This window comes from Hymenobacter yonginensis, from assembly GCF_027625995.1.
GTDB classification, from domain to species: Bacteria; Bacteroidota; Bacteroidia; order Cytophagales; family Hymenobacteraceae; genus Hymenobacter; species Hymenobacter yonginensis.
Genome location: NZ_CP115396.1, coordinates 4,042,191 through 4,061,031 on the forward strand (window position 1 = coordinate 4,042,191; position 18,841 = coordinate 4,061,031).

20 protein-coding genes are annotated in these 18,841 nt (G+C 61.1%); 10 read left to right on the forward strand and 10 right to left on the reverse strand.

The window, feature by feature from the left end:
- Nucleotides 1–135 precede the first annotated feature (135 nt).
- Nucleotides 136–1,857, forward strand: coding sequence for a single-stranded-DNA-specific exonuclease RecJ (gene recJ, locus O9Z63_RS17415; RefSeq protein WP_044015113.1), 1,722 nt, complete (start codon nucleotides 136–138; stop codon nucleotides 1,855–1,857).
- A 97-nt stretch (nucleotides 1,858–1,954) separates the two neighbouring features.
- On the opposite strand, the gene O9Z63_RS17420 is transcribed toward recJ, so the two are convergent.
- Entirely contained in the window at nucleotides 1,955–2,317 is a 363-nt protein-coding gene (locus tag O9Z63_RS17420; protein ID WP_270126642.1) for a DoxX family protein, read from the reverse strand.
- Nucleotides 2,318–2,460: 143 nt separating this feature from the next.
- Here O9Z63_RS17420 and lptB point away from each other — a divergent pair, with 143 nt between their 5' ends.
- The 4 genes from lptB to O9Z63_RS17440 all read left to right on the forward strand — a co-directional run bounded on the left by lptB (nucleotide 2,461) and on the right by O9Z63_RS17440 (nucleotide 5,876).
- Nucleotides 2,461–3,192, forward strand: coding sequence for an LPS export ABC transporter ATP-binding protein (gene lptB, locus O9Z63_RS17425; RefSeq protein WP_270126643.1), 732 nt, complete (start codon nucleotides 2,461–2,463; stop codon nucleotides 3,190–3,192).
- Between the two features lie 183 nt (nucleotides 3,193–3,375).
- Nucleotides 3,376–4,905, forward strand: a complete 1,530-nt coding sequence (locus tag O9Z63_RS17430) for a GH3 auxin-responsive promoter family protein (protein WP_270129284.1) — start codon at nucleotides 3,376–3,378, stop codon at nucleotides 4,903–4,905.
- A gap of 141 nt (nucleotides 4,906–5,046) precedes the next feature.
- Entirely contained in the window at nucleotides 5,047–5,481 is a 435-nt protein-coding gene (locus O9Z63_RS17435; protein ID WP_270126644.1) for a toxin-antitoxin system YwqK family antitoxin, read from the forward strand.
- A 161-nt stretch (nucleotides 5,482–5,642) separates the two neighbouring features.
- Nucleotides 5,643–5,876 carry a hypothetical protein gene (locus O9Z63_RS17440; RefSeq protein ID WP_270126645.1) on the forward strand — a complete coding sequence of 78 codons (234 nt, stop codon included), beginning with the start codon at nucleotides 5,643–5,645 and terminating at the stop codon, nucleotides 5,874–5,876.
- A 26-nt stretch (nucleotides 5,877–5,902) separates the two neighbouring features.
- Here the strand turns inward: O9Z63_RS17440 and O9Z63_RS17445 are convergent, their stop codons facing one another.
- From O9Z63_RS17445 to O9Z63_RS17485, 9 genes are all read right to left on the reverse strand, one after another.
- On the reverse strand, nucleotides 5,903–6,682 hold the full coding sequence (locus O9Z63_RS17445) for a TIGR00266 family protein (RefSeq protein ID WP_270129285.1): 780 nt from the start codon (nucleotides 6,680–6,682) through the stop codon (nucleotides 5,903–5,905).
- A gap of 240 nt (nucleotides 6,683–6,922) precedes the next feature.
- Nucleotides 6,923–7,306 carry a hypothetical protein gene (locus tag O9Z63_RS17450; RefSeq protein ID WP_071884502.1) on the reverse strand — a complete coding sequence of 128 codons (384 nt, stop codon included), beginning with the start codon at nucleotides 7,304–7,306 and terminating at the stop codon, nucleotides 6,923–6,925.
- A gap of 135 nt (nucleotides 7,307–7,441) precedes the next feature.
- Nucleotides 7,442–8,980 (reverse strand): glutamate--tRNA ligase, encoded by a 1,539-nt coding sequence (gene gltX / locus O9Z63_RS17455; RefSeq protein ID WP_270126646.1) that lies wholly within the window; start codon nucleotides 8,978–8,980, stop codon nucleotides 7,442–7,444.
- A gap of 269 nt (nucleotides 8,981–9,249) precedes the next feature.
- Entirely contained in the window at nucleotides 9,250–9,861 is a 612-nt protein-coding gene (locus O9Z63_RS17460) for a pentapeptide repeat-containing protein (protein WP_270126647.1), read from the reverse strand.
- On the reverse strand, nucleotides 9,861–10,046 hold the full coding sequence (locus tag O9Z63_RS17465; RefSeq protein WP_270126648.1) for a hypothetical protein: 186 nt from the start codon (nucleotides 10,044–10,046) through the stop codon (nucleotides 9,861–9,863). Before O9Z63_RS17465 ends, O9Z63_RS17460 begins: the two co-directional genes overlap by 1 nt.
- A 45-nt stretch (nucleotides 10,047–10,091) precedes the next feature.
- Nucleotides 10,092–10,481: a Rid family detoxifying hydrolase gene (locus tag O9Z63_RS17470; protein ID WP_270126649.1), complete on the reverse strand. Its 390-nt coding sequence runs from the start codon at nucleotides 10,479–10,481 to the stop codon at nucleotides 10,092–10,094.
- 166 nt (nucleotides 10,482–10,647) lie between these two features.
- Nucleotides 10,648–12,483: a glutamine--fructose-6-phosphate transaminase (isomerizing) gene (glmS, locus tag O9Z63_RS17475; protein ID WP_270126650.1), complete on the reverse strand. Its 1,836-nt coding sequence runs from the start codon at nucleotides 12,481–12,483 to the stop codon at nucleotides 10,648–10,650.
- Nucleotides 12,484–12,582: 99 nt separating this feature from the next.
- Nucleotides 12,583–14,148 carry a DUF4270 family protein gene (locus O9Z63_RS17480; protein WP_270126651.1) on the reverse strand — a complete coding sequence of 522 codons (1,566 nt, stop codon included), beginning with the start codon at nucleotides 14,146–14,148 and terminating at the stop codon, nucleotides 12,583–12,585.
- Complete coding sequence (locus O9Z63_RS17485; protein WP_044018448.1) at nucleotides 14,132–14,953, reverse strand: glycogen/starch synthase; 822 nt, start codon at nucleotides 14,951–14,953, stop codon at nucleotides 14,132–14,134. Before O9Z63_RS17485 ends, O9Z63_RS17480 begins: the two co-directional genes overlap by 17 nt.
- Before the next feature lie 119 nt (nucleotides 14,954–15,072).
- Between O9Z63_RS17485 and panC the strand changes: the two genes are divergently transcribed.
- The 5 genes from panC (at nucleotide 15,073) to O9Z63_RS17510 (ending at nucleotide 18,760) form a co-directional block, all read left to right on the forward strand.
- A complete protein-coding gene (gene panC, locus O9Z63_RS17490) occupies nucleotides 15,073–15,918 on the forward strand; it encodes a pantoate--beta-alanine ligase (protein ID WP_270126653.1) in 846 nt (281 codons plus the stop codon).
- A 76-nt stretch (nucleotides 15,919–15,994) separates the two neighbouring features.
- The gene (gene panD, locus O9Z63_RS17495; RefSeq protein ID WP_270126654.1) at nucleotides 15,995–16,342 is read left to right on the forward strand and encodes an aspartate 1-decarboxylase; all 348 of its coding nucleotides are present in this window, start codon (nucleotides 15,995–15,997) and stop codon (nucleotides 16,340–16,342) included.
- A gap of 94 nt (nucleotides 16,343–16,436) precedes the next feature.
- Nucleotides 16,437–17,507, forward strand: coding sequence for a lysylphosphatidylglycerol synthase transmembrane domain-containing protein (locus tag O9Z63_RS17500; RefSeq protein ID WP_270126655.1), 1,071 nt, complete (start codon nucleotides 16,437–16,439; stop codon nucleotides 17,505–17,507).
- Nucleotides 17,491–17,970: a D-glycero-beta-D-manno-heptose 1-phosphate adenylyltransferase gene (gene rfaE2, locus O9Z63_RS17505; RefSeq protein ID WP_270126656.1), complete on the forward strand. Its 480-nt coding sequence runs from the start codon at nucleotides 17,491–17,493 to the stop codon at nucleotides 17,968–17,970. Before O9Z63_RS17500 ends, rfaE2 begins: the two co-directional genes overlap by 17 nt.
- A 106-nt stretch (nucleotides 17,971–18,076) precedes the next feature.
- The gene (locus O9Z63_RS17510; RefSeq protein WP_044015072.1) at nucleotides 18,077–18,760 is read left to right on the forward strand and encodes a zinc metallopeptidase; all 684 of its coding nucleotides are present in this window, start codon (nucleotides 18,077–18,079) and stop codon (nucleotides 18,758–18,760) included.
- Nucleotides 18,761–18,841: the final 81 nt, after the last annotated feature.

The window sequence follows — 18,841 nt, forward strand, 5'->3', positions numbered from 1 at the left end:
AGAGGACGTACTGGCCGTATTTTCGGAAGAACTCGCGGAAGCTGGGCATGGCTTAAAGGTACGACAACGGGGTGGCAGGGCGCGGTTTTCTTTGTACTTTTGAAGATAACGCCTACCCGAGCCGCCCTATTTGTTATGGAAAAACGATGGATTCGCAAGCCAGCCCCCGACGCTGAAAAAGTCCGGCACCTGGCCGACGCCCTGCGCGTTAAGGAAGCCATTGTAGCGCTGCTCTGCCAGCGCGAAATCAGCTCTTTCGAGGAAGCCCGCGCCTACTTCCGGCCCGACCTGAGCACCCTGCCCGACCCGCTGCTGATGCGCGACATGGACCGCGCCGTGGCTCGCCTGCGCGAAGCCCTGCACGCCGGCCAGAAGGTGCTCGTGTTCGGCGACTACGACGTGGACGGCACCACCTCCGTGGCGCTGGTGTACAGCTTCCTGCTGCCGTATTTCGGCCCGGAGCGCATCGACTACTACATTCCGGACCGCTACAAAGAAGGCTACGGCGTGTCGGAGGCCGGCATCGACTTCGCGGCCGCCAACGACTACGCGCTGATTATTGCGCTGGACTGCGGCGTGAAATCGGTGGATAAGGTGGCCTACGCCAACGACCGGGGCGTGGACTTCATCATCTGCGACCACCACTTGCCGGGCACCGAGCTACCAGCCGCCGTGGCCGTGCTCGACCCCAAGCGCGCCGACTGCCCTTACCCGTTCAAGGAGCTGAGCGGCTGCGGCGTAGGCTTCAAGCTGATGCAGGCCTTTGCCGAAGACCAGGGCCTCGACGAAGCCCCGCTCTATGACCTGCTCGACCTGGTAGCTGTGAGCATTGCCGCGGATATCGTGCCGATTGTGGGCGAAAACCGCACGCTGGCCTACCACGGCCTGCGCCTGCTCAACGACCCCCAGCGCCCTCAACGCGCCGGCCTCGACGCCCTGCGCGAGCTGGCCGGCCTGCAAACCGCGGAGCTGAACATCAGCAGCCTGGTATTTGGCTTCGCGCCCCGCATCAACGCTGCCGGCCGCATGGGCGACGCCAAACGCTCGGTGGCTATGCTGCTGGCCGGCAGCAAGCAGGAAGCCTTCGACAAGGCCGCCGTGGTGGATAAAACCAACCAGGAGCGCCGCGGCTTCGATACCAGCATCACGAAGGAGGCCTTGGATATGATCGAGGCCGATGCGCTGTTCCAGGACGCCCACACCACGGTGCTGTTCAAGCAGGACTGGCACAAGGGCGTGGTGGGCATCGTGGCCTCGCGCTGCCTCGACAAGTACTACCGGCCCACCATCATCCTCACCGAAAGCAACGGCAAAGCCACCGGCTCGGCGCGCTCTGTGGCGGGCTTTGACGTGCACCAGGCTATTGAGGAGTGCGCCGATTTGCTCGACCAGTACGGAGGCCACATGTACGCGGCCGGCCTCACGCTGCCCGTGGAAAACGTGCCTGCTTTCCGTGAGAAGTTCGAGCGGATAGTGGCGGGCCGCATCCGGCCGGAGCAGATGATTCCGCCCGTGGATATTGACGCCGAACTGCCGCTGCACGAGGTGACGCGCAATTTCCACAAGCTGCTGTGCCAGATGGAGCCTTTCGGGCCCGGCAACAGCAACCCCACCTTCATGGCCCGCAACGTGTACGCCGCCCCCGATTCGGCGCGCGTCGTGGGCAACTCGCACCTCAAGCTGGCCCTCACCCAGGACGGCCACCACGTCGTGGACGCCATCGGGTTTGGCCTGGCCGAGCACCTGCCCCAGATTCAGCAGGGCCAGCCGTTCAGTGTGTGCTACACGGTGGAAATCAACGAGTACCGCGGCGTAAAAACCCTGCAGCTCCGCGTGAAGGACATTCGCTGGGAGTAACGCGAAGCTCCGCTTCGCGACGAGCGTAGCGAGTAGCCGGCGTTACAGCAGGCAGCGCAGTACTGCATACTCGCTCGTCGCAAAACAGCTTTTCGCGTTACTTCCGCACCCACCACACCCAGGCCACCAGCACCGCCTGCAATGGCAGCCGAAGCCAAAGCGCCCACAGCGGCACCGCCAGGCCTGCGCCGTGGCTTTGCAGCATGTACACGTTGGCCGGAAACACGGCTATCAGCAGCAAAACCAGGCCCCAGGCGGCCCAGCGGCGGGTGGCGGGCAGCAGCAGCCCCAGGCCGCCGGCAATTTCGGCCACGCCGCTCAGGTACACCAGCAGCAGCGGCGCCGGCAGATACGGCGGCACGATGCGCATGAAAGCGGCCGGCGCTACGAAATGGGTAATGCCAGCCCCCACAAACAGAAAGGCCAGCAGAAAGCGGCTTAAGCGGCGAAAAACAGGCATGGCAGGCGAAAGAGTTGCTCACAAGATACGCGCCGAAGTAGGTGGCGGCCGAAAGGCCCGACAATACGCATTCGGCAACCCGTTTTTTGCGTTGTAGGGCCGGGCGGCGTCAGGCCGCGCCGCTTCGTTACCTTTGCCGCACGATGATTCTCAGAGCTGAACACCTGGTTAAGAAGTACAAGGCCCGCACGGTCGTCAACGACATGTCGCTGCACGTGGAGCAGGGCGAAATTGTGGGGCTGCTGGGCCCGAACGGTGCCGGCAAAACCACCTCGTTCTACATGACTGTGGGCATGGTGAAGCCTGACGGCGGACGCGTGTTTCTGGACGACCAGGAAATCACGAAGATGCCCATCTACCAGCGCGCCCGCCTCGGCATCGGCTACCTGGCCCAGGAGGCCAGCGTATTCCGCGACCTGAGCGTGGAGGAAAACATCCTGGCGGTGCTGCAGATGACCAAGATGCCCAAGCAGGAGCAGCTCGACAAAGTGGAGTCCCTACTCAACGAGTTCAGTTTGACCCACGTGCGCAAAAACCTGGGCAAGGTGCTGAGCGGCGGTGAGCGGCGGCGCACCGAAATAGCCCGCGCCCTGGCCGTCGACCCCAAATTCGTGCTGCTCGATGAGCCCTTTGCCGGCGTCGACCCGATTGCCACTGAGGAGATTCAAAGCATCGTGGCCCGGCTCAAGCACAAGAATATCGGCATCCTCATCACCGACCATGACGTCAACTCCACGCTCAGCATCGTGGACCGGGCTTATCTGCTTTTCGAGGGTAAGCTGCTGAAAGCCGGCACCGCCGAAGAGCTGGCCGCCGACGAAACCGTACGCCGCGTGTATCTGGGCAAGAATTTCGAGCTGAAACGCAAGCTGTAAGCGCCGCATAGAAGGAGCTTACATAGCTTGCCAGCGTATGGAGGCTGCTGATCTGCGCCGGAGAATTCAGGCCAAGCAGATTGGTAATAGCCCAAACCCACGCGGCGCCCGGCCCGCCAGGGCAACCTTGCCAGCTGTAGTGAAGTAAGGAAAGCCGCTCAACTTCCTGTTCTATCTGTTCTCCTGCCTGTGATTAACGGCATACTCTCCTGGGCCGTTCAGCGCCGCTTAGCCAGCATCTACCACTTCCGCGACAACCCGATGGAGGTGCAGCACACCGTGCTGAAAGAGCTGCTGCACACAGCGCGTACCACGGAGTGGGGCCGCCGCTACGGTTTCGCCGACCGGCCCACGGCCGGCGAGTTTGCCCGGCGGGTGCCCGTGAGCAGCTACGAGCAGCTGGTGCCCGACTTAGAGCGGGTGATGCGTGGCGAGGCCGACGTGCTGTGGCCCGGCCGGGTGCAGTGGTTTGCCAAAAGCAGCGGCACCACCAACGCCCGTAGCAAGTACATCCCGGTCACGCGGGAAGCCCTGCACCAGTGCCACTACCGCGCCGGCCGCGACATGGTGGCGCTTTCCACCCTGCACTACCCCGAGGCACAACTGCTGGGCGGCAAAACCCTCTCGCTGGGCGGCACGCACACCCCCAACCCGCTACGCCCCGAGGACCCCACGTCCCGCGCCGGCGACGTATCGGCTGTCATCATGCAGAACCTGCCTGCCTGGGCCGAGTATATTCGCACGCCGCCGCTGGAGCTGGCCTTGCTGGATGAATGGGAGGAGAAGATTGAGCGGATTGCGCGCCACGTGCAGCACCAGGACGTGCGCGCCCTAGCCGGCGTGCCCACCTGGATGATTGTGCTGCTGCGCCGCGTAACGGAGCTGGCCGGTGCCGCCAATATCACGGAAGTGTGGCCCAACCTGCGGCTGTTTCTGCACGGCGCCGTGGCGTTCGGGCCGTACCGGGAGCTGTTCCGGCAGCTGATTCCGGGCCCGCAGATGCAGTATCTGGAGGTTTACAACGCTTCCGAAGGCTACCTGGCCCTGCAGGACGAGCCCGACTCCGAGGACCTGCTGCTGCTGCTCAACCACGGCATCTACTACGAATTTCTGCCCGCCGACCAGTGGGACGCTGCCGAGCCACAGACCGTGCCGCTGGAGGTCGTGGAGCTGGGAAAAAGCTATGCTCTCATCATCAGCACGAATGCGGGGCTGTGGCGCTATAAAATCGGGGATACGGTGCGCTTCACGAGCCTGCGTCCCTATCGCATCCGCATCACGGGCCGCACCAAGCACTTCCTGAATGCCTTTGGCGAAGAAGTGGTGGTGGAAAACGCCGAAGCCGCCATGGCCGCCGCCTGCCAGGCCACGGCCGCCACCGTGCGCGACTTCACCGCGGCCCCCATCTATTTCGCCGGCGCCGCCGACGGCTCCCGTGGGGGGCACCAGTGGCTGGTAGAGTTCCTGGCGCCGCCCCACGATGCCGCCCACTTCGCCGCCGTCCTCGACCAGACCCTGCGCCAGCTCAACTCCGACTACGACGCCAAGCGCCACCGCGACTTAGCGCTGGTGGCCCCCACGCTCACGGTAGCCGCGCCGGGGCAGTTTGAGCGGTGGCTGGCCCGCCGGGGCAAGCTGGGCGGCCAGCACAAAATACCCCGCCTGAGCAACTCCCGCGACCTGCTGGAGGAGATTCTGCGGGAAAGCGAGTAGGCCGCCCGGTGCTGGTATTCCAGCTTCATGGCCAATATCTTAGCCGAAGTGACGTTGCTATCAACGTCAGGCTTATAGTATTGCTCTATGCGTTGTGTCCTAGCTATACTCACGATAACGGTAGCAATCAGCGGTTGCCGAATGCTGAAGGCTAAAGGCCCCGTCGGCTTCTGGTCAGACCACCGCTACGACCGTGACCTGCGGCCCCACGGTCCCTGGCGCACATATTATCCTGCGTCGGCGCGGCAGGTGTCTGGGCGGGAACGGTACCGGCACGGGCGCCTCGTGGGTACCTCCCGCTTCTATGGCGCCAATGGCGTGCTGGAGCGCAAGGAAGTGTATGTTCGCGCTGCTGAAGGTCTGATGCGCATCACGTACTACCATCCCAACGGCCGCATCTGGCGCACCGGGCAGGCGCGCATCGTAGCCGAGCCCGACGGTTCCCACTTCTACTGGTTCGGCGACTGGCCGGTGTACTCCGCTGCCGGCAAGGCCGAAAAGCTGGAGCACTACGAGGCCGGCAAGCTGGTAAGGGTGCTCCCCGCGGCCGCGCAGCCAGTGCTCCGCCCAAAGTAGCATCTGGCCCCACAAAGCCCCGCAACAAAAGTCACCACCCGGGCTGCCTTTCCAAATAAGCCAATACGATAGAGCACATTGCGCGCTACAGCATAAAGCATGGTCCTCTACTCAGAAAAATCTATATATTAGGGGATTCGTTATAGCTCACTGCTCCCACCGTGTCCGCTTCCGATTCCTCCCACCGCCCCTACGTTTCCCGCCGGAAACGCCGCCGTCTCTCCGAAGAAGTTCCGTTGCTCAGCAACCGCTCCATGTTAGGGCTGCTCGGCCTGCTGGTGCTGGGCCTGATTGTGAGTCTGGGCATCATTGCTGTACAGATGGCCGACCCCGAAATCGAGACGACGGGCCAGCAGTACAGCGCGGCCCCAGCCACCAAAGCGGTGAGCCAGTAGCCGGCTGATATACTACCGAATCCTGCTTATTGGTCGAAGGCGCCCATCAGGTTGCCTAGGATGCCGCCGCTTTCCTTCTGGGCGTTGCCGCCGGTAGGGGCCAGCGCCTGAATCAGCTTCTTCACGGGCATCGACTGTAGCCACACGCGGCCGGTGCCGCGCAGCGTGGCCAGCATCAGGCCTTCCCCGCCGAAAATCATGGACTTGAGGCCCCCAGCGCGGGCAATACTGAAGTCGATGCCGGGCTCGAAGGCGACCACGCAGCCAGTGTCTACCCGCAGCAGCTCGTTGTTGAGGCGCTTCTCGATGACGGTGCCGCCCGCATGGATGAAGGCCTTGCCGTCGCCGGTAAGCTTCTGCAGAATGAACCCTTCACCGCCAAACAGGCCCGCGCCCAGCTTCTGGTTGAAGTGGATGCTGATGCGCGTACCGCGCGCGGCGGCCAGGAAGCCATCTTTCTGCACGATTAGGCCCTGTGGCAGCGTGCCTAAGTCCAGCGGGATGATGGTGCCGGGGTAGGGGGCCGAGAAGGCTACTTTGCTCTTGCCGTAGCTGCCGCGGTGCGTGAAGTGCGTCATAAACAGCGACTCGCCCGTAATCAGGCGCGTGCCGGCCGAAAACAGCTTGCCCATCAAACCTTGGTCGGGCTCCGAGCCGTCGCCCATCTTGGTTTCAAACGCAATGGCTTCCTCCATGTACACCATGGCGCCCGCCTCGGCAATGACGGTTTCGTTGGGGTCCAGCTCCACTTCCAGCACCTGAATGTCGTTGCCCAGAATCTGGTAATCTACGTCGTGCGAGTTCATCGCCATGAGAGAATGAGTGAGGTGAAAAGGTGCCTCAAGTATAGCGAAAACGCAGGGCTTGTAGCATGGGCTTCAGCCGGTGCCGTGGGTTGCCCAGGTGGTAGCGCGTAAATAACCATCCTCACGAAAAAAGCCCTGCCGGCAGCAGGCTACGAACCTCCTGATGACAGGGCTTTTTGTAGGGGCTACTTGAGATGGTATCAGGCAGCTGACGGCACAGGCTGAAGCCTATGCTACATTTCATTCCTCGGGCAGCTCGGCGCGGGTGTCGGCGGCTTCGGCAGCGGCGTCGGGCTCGGCTTTCGCGCCTTTTTTGCGGCTCTCGCGGCTGGTGCGGCGCATAAAGTCCTCTTCCGACTCTTCCGGCTCGATGGCGGCGGCATCTTCCAGCGGAAACTCTTCGTCGTCTTCGGGCTTTTCGCCGAACTGGCCGTCGCGGTTCACCAGTTTCTTGTCGCGCACGTGGCGGTTGAGGAACTGGTTGATGTCTTCGATGGAATAGTTGGAGGTGATTTCGCCGAGCGGATTGACCTTGATTTCAAACCCCTCCAGCTCCTTATGCACGCGGGCTTTCTTCTCGGGGTCGTTCTTTTTCTTTTTCGGGCTGACGGGTTTCTTGGCCATGATAAGCAGACGTAAGGCGTAGAGCGGCAAGCCGGCCGCCCCTGACACACAGCGGGGCCGCTTCCTAGCATCACACTACGAAGCGGCCCCGCTGGCGGATACCAAACGTGCCCTAAACTTTATGGCCCGGCCTTGCTAAGCCGGCAGCGCCGCCACGGCGGCCTCAATACGCTCGGCGGTTTCCTGCGTGCCCAGAATGCTCATGATAGCCATCAGGTCGGGGCCGGCGGCGGCACCCGTGACGGCCACGCGCAGGGCCTGCAGCACCTGGCCAAGCTTCAGGCCCTGGCCTTCCACTACCTGCGTGAGCAGGGCTTTGATGCCGTCGGGCGTAGTGTCGGGGGCGGTGGGCAGCTGGCGGGCAAACTCGGCGAGGGCGCCGGATACCTGGGCGTTCCACTTCTTGCTGATCACCTGCTCGTCGTAAGCGGAAGGGCGCTGGAAGAATAGCTGGGCCTCCTTGGCCAGGTCGGCGGGGAAGGTGGCGCGCTCTTTCACCAGAGCCGCAATCTGCTCAGCCTTATCGGCGGAAACCTCTAGGCCCTGGGCCTGCAGGTCGTGGATGAGATACTGGGCCAGCTCGGCGTCGGGCTTGGCGCGCAGGTACTGCTCGTTGTACCAGCGCACTTTGTTCTGGTCGAAACGGGCCGGGGACTTGCTCACCCGCTCAATCGAGAAGTTCTCAATCAGCTCGTCCATCGTGAACAGCTCCTGCGTGGTGCCTGGGTTCCAGCCCAGGAAGGCCAGGAAGTTGATGAACGCCTCGGGCAGGTAGCCCGACTCGCGGTAGCCGCTGCTTACGGTTGGCTGGCCGTCGGCATCGGTGCCGTGGAATTCCAGCGGGAACACCGGGAAGCCGAGCTTGTCGCCGTCGCGCTTGCTGAGCTTGCCGGTGCCGTCGGGCTTCAGCAGCAGGGGCAGGTGGGCAAACTGCGGCATGGTGGCTTCCCAGCCCAGGTAGCGGTACAGCAACACGTGCAGCGGTGCCGAGGGCAGCCACTCTTCGCCCCGAATAACGTGCGTGATTTCCATCAGATGGTCGTCCACGATGTTGGCTAGGTGGTAGGTCGGCATGCCGTCCGATTTCATCAGCACCTTATCATCCACGGCCGAAGAATGCACCACCACCCAACCCCGGATGAGGTCGTTGAAGCGGATTTCTTCCTTGCGGGGCACTTTCAGGCGAATCACGTAGGGCGCACCGCTGTCCAGCAGCTGCTTCACCTCTTCGGCGGGCAGCGTGAGGGAGTTGCGCATCTGGGCGCGCGTGATGCTGTTGTACTGCGGGTTGGGCACCTTGGCGGCCGTCAGGCGGGCGCGCATGGCATCCAGGTCCTCGGCCGTATCAAACGCATAGTAGGCGTGGCCGCTGTCGATGAGCTGCTGGGCGTACTGGCGGTACATGGGCTTCCGCTCGCTCTGGCGGTAGGGCGCGTGGGGGCCGCCCTGCTCAATTCCTTCGTCGATTTCGATGCCGCACCAGCGCAACGAGTCCATAATGTACTGCTCGGCGCCAGGCACAAAGCGGTTTTGGTCGGTATCCTCAATGCGGAGCAGCATCTTGCCGCCCAGCTTGCGGGCCAGCAGGTAGTTATACAGCGCAGTGCGCACGCCGCCGATGTGCAGCGGCCCCGTGGGGCTGGGCGCAAAACGCACCCGTACTTCTCTTTCCATAAGTCAGTCAGTTCGCGGCGTCTTCGGGATAGAAAAACGCGCCGCAAAGATACGAGAGAGTAGCTGAGTAGTGGAGTAGCTGCGTAATTGTGCTGGCTGGCAGAACCACTTACTCACTGCTGTTACGCGGGGCGTCGGTTTCAGTGACGTTGGGGCAGTAGCGCGAACTTTGTAGTTCGCGTCTCCGCGCCGTTCAGATGATTTGAACGGCGCGGAGACGCGAACCACAAAGTTAGCGCTACTCCCGCTTCCTAACAGCAGTTAATCAGCTACTCGATTACCAGGGCATACTTGGTGAGCAGGCCCGGCAGGCTGTGGCGCGAAAAGCGGGCCTGCCGCACCTCGTTTTGCTCGGGGTCTAGCTCCACGCCGTGGGCGGTCCGGAAATCGGTGCCCACCAGAATGCTCTGGCGGAAAATGGCGCGGGTGAGCTGGCAGTCGTCGAACACGGCTGCCGTCAGGTTGGCCTGCGAGAAATCCGCTTCCTGCAGCGAGCAACCCACGAAGCGAGTAGCCGGCAGGGCGCGGCCCAGAAACGACGCATAGTCCAGCTGGCACCTATCAAAATGCACCCCAAACAGCATATCACGGCAGGCGTGGAAGGGCAGGCCCAGCAGCTTGCAGCCCTCAAAGGCCACGTTTTGCAAAGCCGTTTGGCTGATGTTAGCGCCGGCCAGGTTGCAGTTCTCAAACAGACAGTCGCTGAACCGGATGCCGGCCAGATTGGCTTCGCTGAAGTCGATGTTGCGGAACCGGTATTCCTCGAACTCGCGCTGCCCGGCCAGGGCCGGCGGCAATGCCCGTTCCAGCACGTTTTCGGGCGGGAAGTAGGTGGGCCGGGCCAGTGGCTTCGGGGGCTTGGCAGAAGCAGGACGGCGCATCAGTCGCGGTTGCGGAAGCTCAGCCACAACAGCAGCCCCACCAGCGTGATGCCGCCCCGGATCAACAGCGAGGTGGAGGCGCCCCATTGCTCAATCCAGGTCAGAAACATGAATTTCATGCCCAGAAAAGGCAGCACCAACGACACCAGGCCTACCAAAAACAGGCCAAGTCCAAGTTCTTTCATAACCAGCTGACAGAAAACGGAGAATAGCTACCGAAACTCAGAATACTAGCCGGCCACGGCCACGCACGAAATTTCCACCTGCACGTCTTTGGGCAGGCGGCTTACTTCCACGGTTTCGCGGGCCGGGGCGTAGTCGGGGGTGAAGTAGCTGCCGTAGATTTCGTTGATCAGGCCGAAGTTGCCGAGGTCCTTCACAAAGATGCTGCACTTCACCACGTCGCGCAGCGTGAGGCCGGCCGCCTGCAGTACGGCTTGCAGGTTACGCATCACCTGGTTGGTTTCCTGGGCTACGTCGCCGCCGCCTACCACCTGGCCGGTTACGGAGTCGAGGGCAATCTGGCCGGAAACGTACACGGTAGCACCGGCCTGAATGGCTTGGCTGTAGGGCCCGATGGGAGCAGGGGCCTGGTTGGAATACACAACGGTATGGGGCATAGCGGAAGAAGAAAAGGGTGGGTTTGGAGGAGCTCTAAAGTAAGCGGAAAATATTGGCCGCCCGAGCCGCCACAGGCCGTAGACGGCAGAAAAACCAGCCAGAAAACAAAAAAGTCCACCGGCCGGAGCCGATGGACTTTTGCAAATAGCAGGCTGAAAAAGCGCCTTATTCCACCGTCACCGATTTTGCCAGGTTACGGGGCTGATCCACGTTGCAGCCGCGCAGCACGGCAATGTGGTAGCTCAGCAGCTGCAGCGGCACCACCGATACCAGCGGCACCAGCACCTCCGACGTATGGGGCACCTCAATCACGAACTCGGCCATGGCCGGAATAACCGTGTCGCCTTCCGTCACTACGGCAATGATGCGGCCTTTGCGGGCCTTCACCTCCTGGATGTTGCTCACCACTTTCTCGTACGAGCTGTCCTTGGTGGCAATTACTACCACGGGCATATTCTCGTCGATGAGGGCAATCGGGCCGTGCTTCATTTCAGCAGCCGGGTAGCCTTCAGCGTGGATGTAGCTGATTTCCTTTAGCTTGAGCGCGCCTTCCAGCGCCACCGGGAAGTTGTAGCCGCGGCCCAGGTACAGGAAGTTCGGCACATCCTTGAACGTCTCAGCAATTTCCTTGATTTCGTCGTTGAGCAGCAGCGCCTTCTCGACTTTCGCCGGAATGTTGTTCAGCTCCACCATCAGCTCGCGCAGGCGGGTATCAGACAGGGCACCGCGCTTGTGGCCCACAATCATGGCCAGCAGCGTGAGCACCGTTACCTGCGCCGTGAAGGCCTTGGTCGAAGCCACCCCGATTTCCGGGCCGGCGTGCGTGTAGGCACCGGCGTCGGTAGCGCGGGCAATGCTGCTGCCTACCACGTTGCAGATCCCGAAGATGGTAGCGCCTTTGCTCTTGGCCAGCTCAATGGCGGCCAGCGTGTCGGCCGTTTCACCGCTCTGCGAAATAGCAATAACGATGTCGCGCTCCGTGATGATGGGGTTGCGGTAGCGGAACTCCGACGCGTACTCCACTTCCACCGGAATGCGGGCCAGATCTTCGAGCAGATACTCGGCTACCAAACCAGCGTGCCACGAGGTGCCGCAGGCTACGATGATGATGCGGTCGGCGTTCATGAACTTGCGCTCGTAGGCCCGGATGCCGCCCATGTTCAGGTGGCCGGCTTCCAGCTCCAGACGGCCGCGCATCGAGTCGAGGATGGAGCGGGGCTGCTCGAAAATCTCCTTCAGCATGAAGTGCTCGTAGCCGCCTTTCTCAATGCTGTCGAGCGCCATTTCCAGCTTCTGGATGTAGGGCGTCTGTTGCACATCTTCCTTGGAACGGATGTCGAGCTTGCCGTCTTTGATAACCGCAATTTCGTAGTCGTTCACATAAATCACCTCGTTGGTGTACTCGATGATGGGCGTGGCGTCCGAAGCCAAGAAGTACTCATTCTTGCCGACCCCAATTACCAGCGGCGAGCCTTTACGGGCGGCAATCAGCTGGTTGGGCTCGTCGCGGCTCAGCACCACAATGGCGTAGGCCCCTACTACTTCGTGCAGCGCCAGGCGAACGGCTTCCTCCAGCGTACAGTGCTGCTGCTTCTGAATTTCCTCAATTAGGTTCACGAAAACCTCCGTGTCGGTATCCGAGTGGAACACGTGGCCCTGCTGCTGCAAATGCTCTTTCAGCGCGGCATAGTTCTCAATGATGCCATTGTGAATGATGGCAATGCGCTCCGACGTGGAGTAGTGCGGGTGGGCGTTGGAGTCGTTAGGCTCACCGTGGGTAGCCCAGCGCGTGTGGCCCATGCCAATCTGCGCCTGTGTGTCTTTGCCTTGCAGGAAGGCTTCCAGCTCAGCTACCTTCCCTTTTTTCTTGTAGACATTAAGCGAACCGTTCAGCAGCGCTACGCCGGCCGAGTCATAGCCCCGGTATTCGAGGCGGTGCAGGCCTTTAAGAATGATCGGGCAGGCTTCGCGGTGACCGATATAAGCAACAATTCCGCACATAAGTAGGGAAGCAAAAGAGAGTTTCGTGAAAAAATGGCAGTGAGCCGCGGCATAGCAAATGCTATGCCGCGGCTCAGCAGACATAAAAGCAAAGCAAAGTTAGCGCAGCTGCGAGTAGTATACGCGGAGCTTAATGTTGTTAGCATCCAGTACGGCCCGGTCCAGGCTGAGGCCATAGGAATTGCGCAGCGACGGCGACAGAATAAACGCCGCTGGTGAAACGCCGCCCAGCTTATCATACACGTACGCCTGCACGTAACCAGTCATGATCATGCTGAAGTTCTGGTTGGCATCCGACAGCGTGTAAAGGCGACCGTTGGCAGCATTCTGGTAATACCCTAGCTTATTCGTCGCATCGTCTACAATAGACGACAAACCCGCACCTGTTTGTGGAACACCATCGCGTAGGACAATGCGCTCCACCCGGGTATTGAGCAGAGGGCGGTAAAGCGACTGGTTATTGGCGTTAACTTCGTACAAGAAGCTACTATCCGGCAGCGAAAACAGCAGGTTAGCATAGGGCCGTACCGGAATCAATAGCTCGGCGCGGTTAATGGCAATAGCCGGGTTGCCATTGGCCTGCGGGGCTGCCAGGCCGCGCAGTATCTCGAGGCCCGGAATTTCAAGCTTGGCCCCGAAACCGTTGCCACCCTGCATGTATACCAAGCCATTCGTTTCAGATGCCGCCACCGACTGCGTAGCGCCAGCTGGGCCGCCCAACCGGCTCAGAGGAGAGCCGGTTGGCAACTCGTTGGTCACCTGCGTGAAGTACCGCGGGGCGTCGTTAATCGTCAGCCGGGTCCAGCTGCCTTTGCTGAACGGAATGCTGTAGCGGCCGCTGAGCTGGCCGGTGTTTTTCTTGTTCGTGTAACGGTAGTAGAATACAGCCCGCGTCGTTACAGCGGCCCGCAGCCCTACTACGGCCGTATTGAAGTCGGCCGCCGGCTGCAGCGCAATACCTTTCCAGAGGCCATCCAGCGCAGCCTGGTTGAAGCCGGTCGCTTTAAGGCGCTCGAAAACGGTGGTGGCCAGCGTCGACGTCTGCCCGCCGCCATGCAGCTTCAGGCGCACCGTGCGGTCGGGCACCGTCACCTGAGTTCGATTAGGCTTCGTGCCGACCGAGTCTTTGCGGGTGCCGTTGAGACGAGCGGAAAGCCCACGGGCTATTTCCGGGCCTAAGGCTACCGAGGAGGACGAGTTGTAAGTGGTCCGGTCGTCCAGGGGCTGCGCCAACTGATACACATTCACCCGCAGCGGCGTAGCAGAAGAACCCGACACCTCATCAAACGGCATCTCCAGCACCAGCGAGTCCAGGATGGCGTTGGGGGCCACGACCGTTTCGGCCCGTTTCACCTCGGTTGGGAGCGAGTCTACCGCCAGCGGCCGCAGCTTCAAGTTCAGAAACGCCGTAGCGGCGGTGGAGCCTAGCACGTTTTCGCGCACCCGGCCTACCAGAAACCGGTCGGCTTTCTGCGTTTCGGTGGAGTCGCGCAGGACGGTAGAGGCCGTTACAGGGAAGTCGCGGTATTGGGTATCGGCATTTGCGGTGCCAGGTAATTCCACGCCCAGATCGTTGGCGTCTTCGCAACCGGCCGCCGTAAACAGCAGCGTTGCGGAAAGAAGGGAAACCGACGCGAGCCGGCAGGCACTAATTGGCCAATTCATTATAGAGTGCGTAGTAAGAGGTTAGTAGGTTTTCGTCGGCTCCTACCTGCCCGATCTGTTTGTTCTTCTTGTTCTGCGAGTACTCGGTGAAGATGGCGTTCAGGTTGTCGCTAAAGTCTTCGTCCGATTTCACGATGGTATCAGCGTATTCCATGCCGATTTTGATGAAGCCACCAAAGTCAGCCGTCTTCAGGCCAGCCAGCATGTCGTCATCAATATCCAGCATTTTAGCTTTTTCGATGATATCGCCGCCAAATTTGTGGTCGAATTCGTTGTTGTAAATCGTGAATACCGACTTGGCATCCTTGAAAATCGGGTCCTTCTTGTAGGTCGTTTTCAGGTACATCGGAATCAGGCCCGTCATCCAGTCGTTGCAGTGCACGATGTCAGGAGCCCAGCCTAGCTTCTTCACGGTTTCCAACACCCCTTTGCAGAAGAAGATAGCCCGCTCGTCGTTGTCGGCGTGGAACTTGTCGTTCTTATCAACAAGTACCGACTTGCGGTGGAAATAGTCTTCATTATCAATGAAGTACACCTGCAGCTTTGCGTTCGGGATGGAAGCCACCTTGATGATGAGCGGCTTCTCATCTTCGCCTACGGCAATGTTGATGCCGGAGAGGCGTACTACTTCATGGAGCCGGTTTTTCCGCTCGTTGATGATGCCGAAGCGGGGAACGAAAATGCGGATTTCCATCCCCATTTCCTGCATGCCCTGAGGCAGGCGCCGCAAAAATTCCGCTACTTTGGTGGTCTGCAAAAACGGATCAATCTCCGTAGCCGCGTAGAGGATTCTCAACTTGGACATATCAGTCAGAAAAGGGTAGTTGGGGAAAGGCAACACGTTGGGGAGCACAAAATTAAACAAATTTGGGCGAAAATTCAACTAAACCCCTCTGGGGCCTGTCCAACAAGGCTACTACATCGATGGAGATACTGCACACGGCTGCCGCGTTGCATGCATACACAGAAAATTGCCGGCGCGCCGGTCAGCGCCTGGGCCTGGTGCCTACCATGGGCGCGCTTCATGCCGGCCACCTGCAGCTGGTGCAGGCCGCCGCTGCCGCCTGCGACGTGGTGGTGGTCAGCATTTTTGTGAACCCCACCCAGTTCAACAACCCCGACGACTTCCGGCTCTACCCGCGGCTGCCCGAGGCCGACGCCGCCCTGCTGGGCCCGGCCGGCTGCACCGTGCTGTTTCTGCCGTCGGTGGAGGAGATGTATCCGCAGCCCTCGGTGTTGCACTTTGACTTCGGGCCGCTGGAGCGGGTGATGGAGGGCGCGCACCGGCCCGGGCATTTCAACGGCGTCGCTACGGTGGTCAGCAAACTGTTTCATATGTGCCGGCCGCATCAGGCCTACTTCGGCCAGAAAGACTGGCAGCAGGTGGCCATTGTGCGGCAGCTGGTGCAGGACCTGTCGTTTGATCTGGAGCTGGTGTCGTTCCCGACCGTGCGCGAGCCGGATGGGCTGGCTATGTCTTCGCGTAACCGGCGACTGTCGACGGAGGCGCGGGCGGTGGCGCCGCGCCTCTACGAGGCCCTGGAGCAGGCCGCGGCCGGTGTGCGCAGCGGCGTAGCGCCAACCCAAGTGCAGCAGCAGGCCGCGGCCTACATCATGGCAGAGCCGGCCTTCACGCTGGAATACTTTGAGGTGGCTGATGCCCAGACCCTGCAGCCAGTGGAAGCCTGGGAACCGGGCCGCTCGGTGGTGCTGTGCCTAGCCGCGCATCTGGGCGGCGTGCGCCTGATCGACAACGTAGTGGTAGAGTAACCCTGCTGGCAACCGGCGGGCTTCCCCATCTGCGGGTTTGTATCTTTGCCGCCCTATTCGTCATTTGCTTTTTTTCATGCACATCGAGGTCCTCAAATCGAAGATTCACCGCGTTAAGGTCACGCAGGCCGAGCTGCACTATGTAGGCAGCATCACCATCGACGAAGACCTGCTGGACGCGGCCAACATGGTGGAAAACGAGAAGGTCACCATTGTCAATATCAACAATGGCGAGCGGTTCGAGACGTATACCATCAAGGGCGAACGGGGCTCGGGCATGATCTGCCTGAACGGCCCGGCTGCCCGCCGCGTAGCCGTGGGTGACATCGTCATCATCATTTCCTACGCCCTCATCGACTTTTCCGAAGCCCGGGCGCATCAGCCCACCATCATCTTCCCGGACCAGCACAACCGACTGGTTTAATGGCTAAAAGGCTGCATTGTTAAATGGTTGGCTGTTGCGGGGTTTTTCGTAACAGCCAACCATTTAGCTATTACCTATTTCAACAGTTTCGTTAGTGAAGCAACTTCTAAACATTCTCAAATACGCCCTGCTGCTATCCGTTTCGGGGCTGCTGATGTGGTATGCCGTGCGCGGCCAGGACTTGAGCCGCATCGTGGACACGGTGCAGGGAGCCAACTACTGGTGGCTGATGCTCACGATGGTGCTGTCGGTGCTGGGCTACCTGAGCCGGGCCTACCGCTGGAAGATGCAGCTCGACCCCACCGTAACCGGCTCGAAACCGGCTTTCTGGGACGTGTACCACGCCATGATGGTCGGCAACCTGGCCAACATGGTGCTGCCCGGGCGGGTAGGCGAGGTGGTCCGCTGCTCGCTACTGCAGCGTACTAGCAAGGTGCCGGTGCAGGTGTCCTTGGGCACCGTGATTACCGAGCGCATCATCGACGTGCTGGTGCTGCTGGGTTTGCTGAGCACGGTGCTGCTGCTCGATTTCAAGACGTTCTGGGGCTTCGCCGATACCTACCTGCTGCAGGGCAAGGCCGATGCACTGGCCCGCAACCGCAATGCCCTGGTGGCAGCGGCCGTGGTGGCCCTGCTTGCGCTGCTGATTTCCGGCTACCTGCTGTGGCGCAACCTGGAGCGGCTGCGCCAGAACACCGTGTTCAACAAGATGCTGAGCTTCGTGAAAGGTTTGCTGGCGGGCGTATTCAGCATCGTGCGCATGCCCAATAAAGGCGCTTTCCTGCTGCACACGTTCTTCACGTGGCTGGTCTACTACCTCATGGATTACCTGGTGTTTTTCGCCTTCCCCGAAACCTACGACTTGGGCATGCGGGCAGCGTTGGCAGTTCTCACCTTTGGGGCCTTCGGGATGGCCGCGCCGGTGCAGGGCGGCATTGGGGTGTTCCACCTGCTAGTGCAGAGCACTTTGCTCGTATACGGCATCAGCAAGGAAGGCGGCATTGCCTACGCCCTGGTGGTGCACGGCGCCCAGACGCTGCTGGTGGTGCTGATGGGCGGCATCAGTTTCCTGCTGAGCATGATGAAATCGGGGCAGCTGGCGCGCCGTGGCGCTGTGCTGCCTCTCGAAACTACTGAGCTACCTGCCGATGTGGAGCAAAGATAAAATCCTGACCCGTGCCCAGCTGCTGCCGGTAGTGGCGGCCTGGAAAGCCGAAGGCCAGCGCGTCGTATTCACCAACGGCTGCTTTGATCTGCTGCACCTGGGCCACGTTGACTACCTGGAGAAGGCGCGCCACCTCGGCGACAAGCTGGTGCTGGGCCTCAACACCGACGCCTCCGTTAGCCGCCTCAAGCCCGGCCGGCCCCTGCAGGACGAAATGGCACGTGCCCGCATTCTGGCGTCGCTTTTGTTTGTGGATGCCGTAGTGCTCTTCGATGAGCAAACCCCGCTGGCCCTGATTGAAGCCGTGCTGCCCGACATCCTGGTGAAAGGCGACGACTACCCGATCAGTGGAATTGTAGGCCACGAAGTGGTGTTGCAAAATGGCGGGCAGGTGCTGACCGTGCCGCTGGTGGCCGGCTACAGCACCTCGCGCATCGTCGAGCGAATCCTGACGGGCGCGTAGCTGCCGGTTCTGGTGGGTTGTGGGGGAGGCGTAAGTCTTCCAACCGTCAGAATGGCAGCCGGCTACCGTTCTTCACCCTCTTCCATCCCTCTCACCAATGTACAGTATGAATCCGGCCTATATCATCGTTCTGCTCACCATGCTGGCCAGCTGGCTGATCCAGCGCCGCCTGCAAAGCAAGTTTGAGCAGTACTCGCGGGTGGGCCTGCAAAACGGCCTCTCCGGCCGGCAGATTGCCGAGTTGATGCTGGCCGACCACGGCATTACCGACGTGCGCGTCATCAGCACCGAAGGCCGCCTGACCGATCACTACAACCCCGCCGACAAAACCGTGAACCTGAGCGAAGCCGTGTTTGCCGAGCGCAGTGCCGCTGCCGCCGCCGTAGCGGCTCACGAGTGCGGCCACGCCGTGCAGCACGCCACCGCCTACAGCGCTTTGCAGTTCCGCTCGGCCATGGTGCCGGCCCTGAGCGCCGTGTCCAAGTTCATGCCCATTCTGCTGTTTCTGGGCGTGATTATGCTGCGTACCACGCCGCTGCCGCTGGGCATTGGTGTAGCCTTCTTCGCCCTTACCACGCTGTTTAGCTTCGTGACGCTGCCTGTGGAGTTTGACGCCTCCAAGCGGGCCCTGGCCTGGATGGACAAGCGCAACATCGTAACGCCGCAAGAACACGTGATGGCCAAAGACGCTCTGAAATGGGCGGCCATGACCTACGTGGTAGCGGCGCTGGGCTCCCTGGCAACGCTGTTCTACTACGCCACCCTGCTCATGGGCCGCCGCCGCGACTAACCGTTCGGGCTGGATTTCCGGCCGCTTGCCTGTTGCCGGCCCGCTGGCAAACAAAATAGCGGGTCTGCAGCTTTTCAGGCC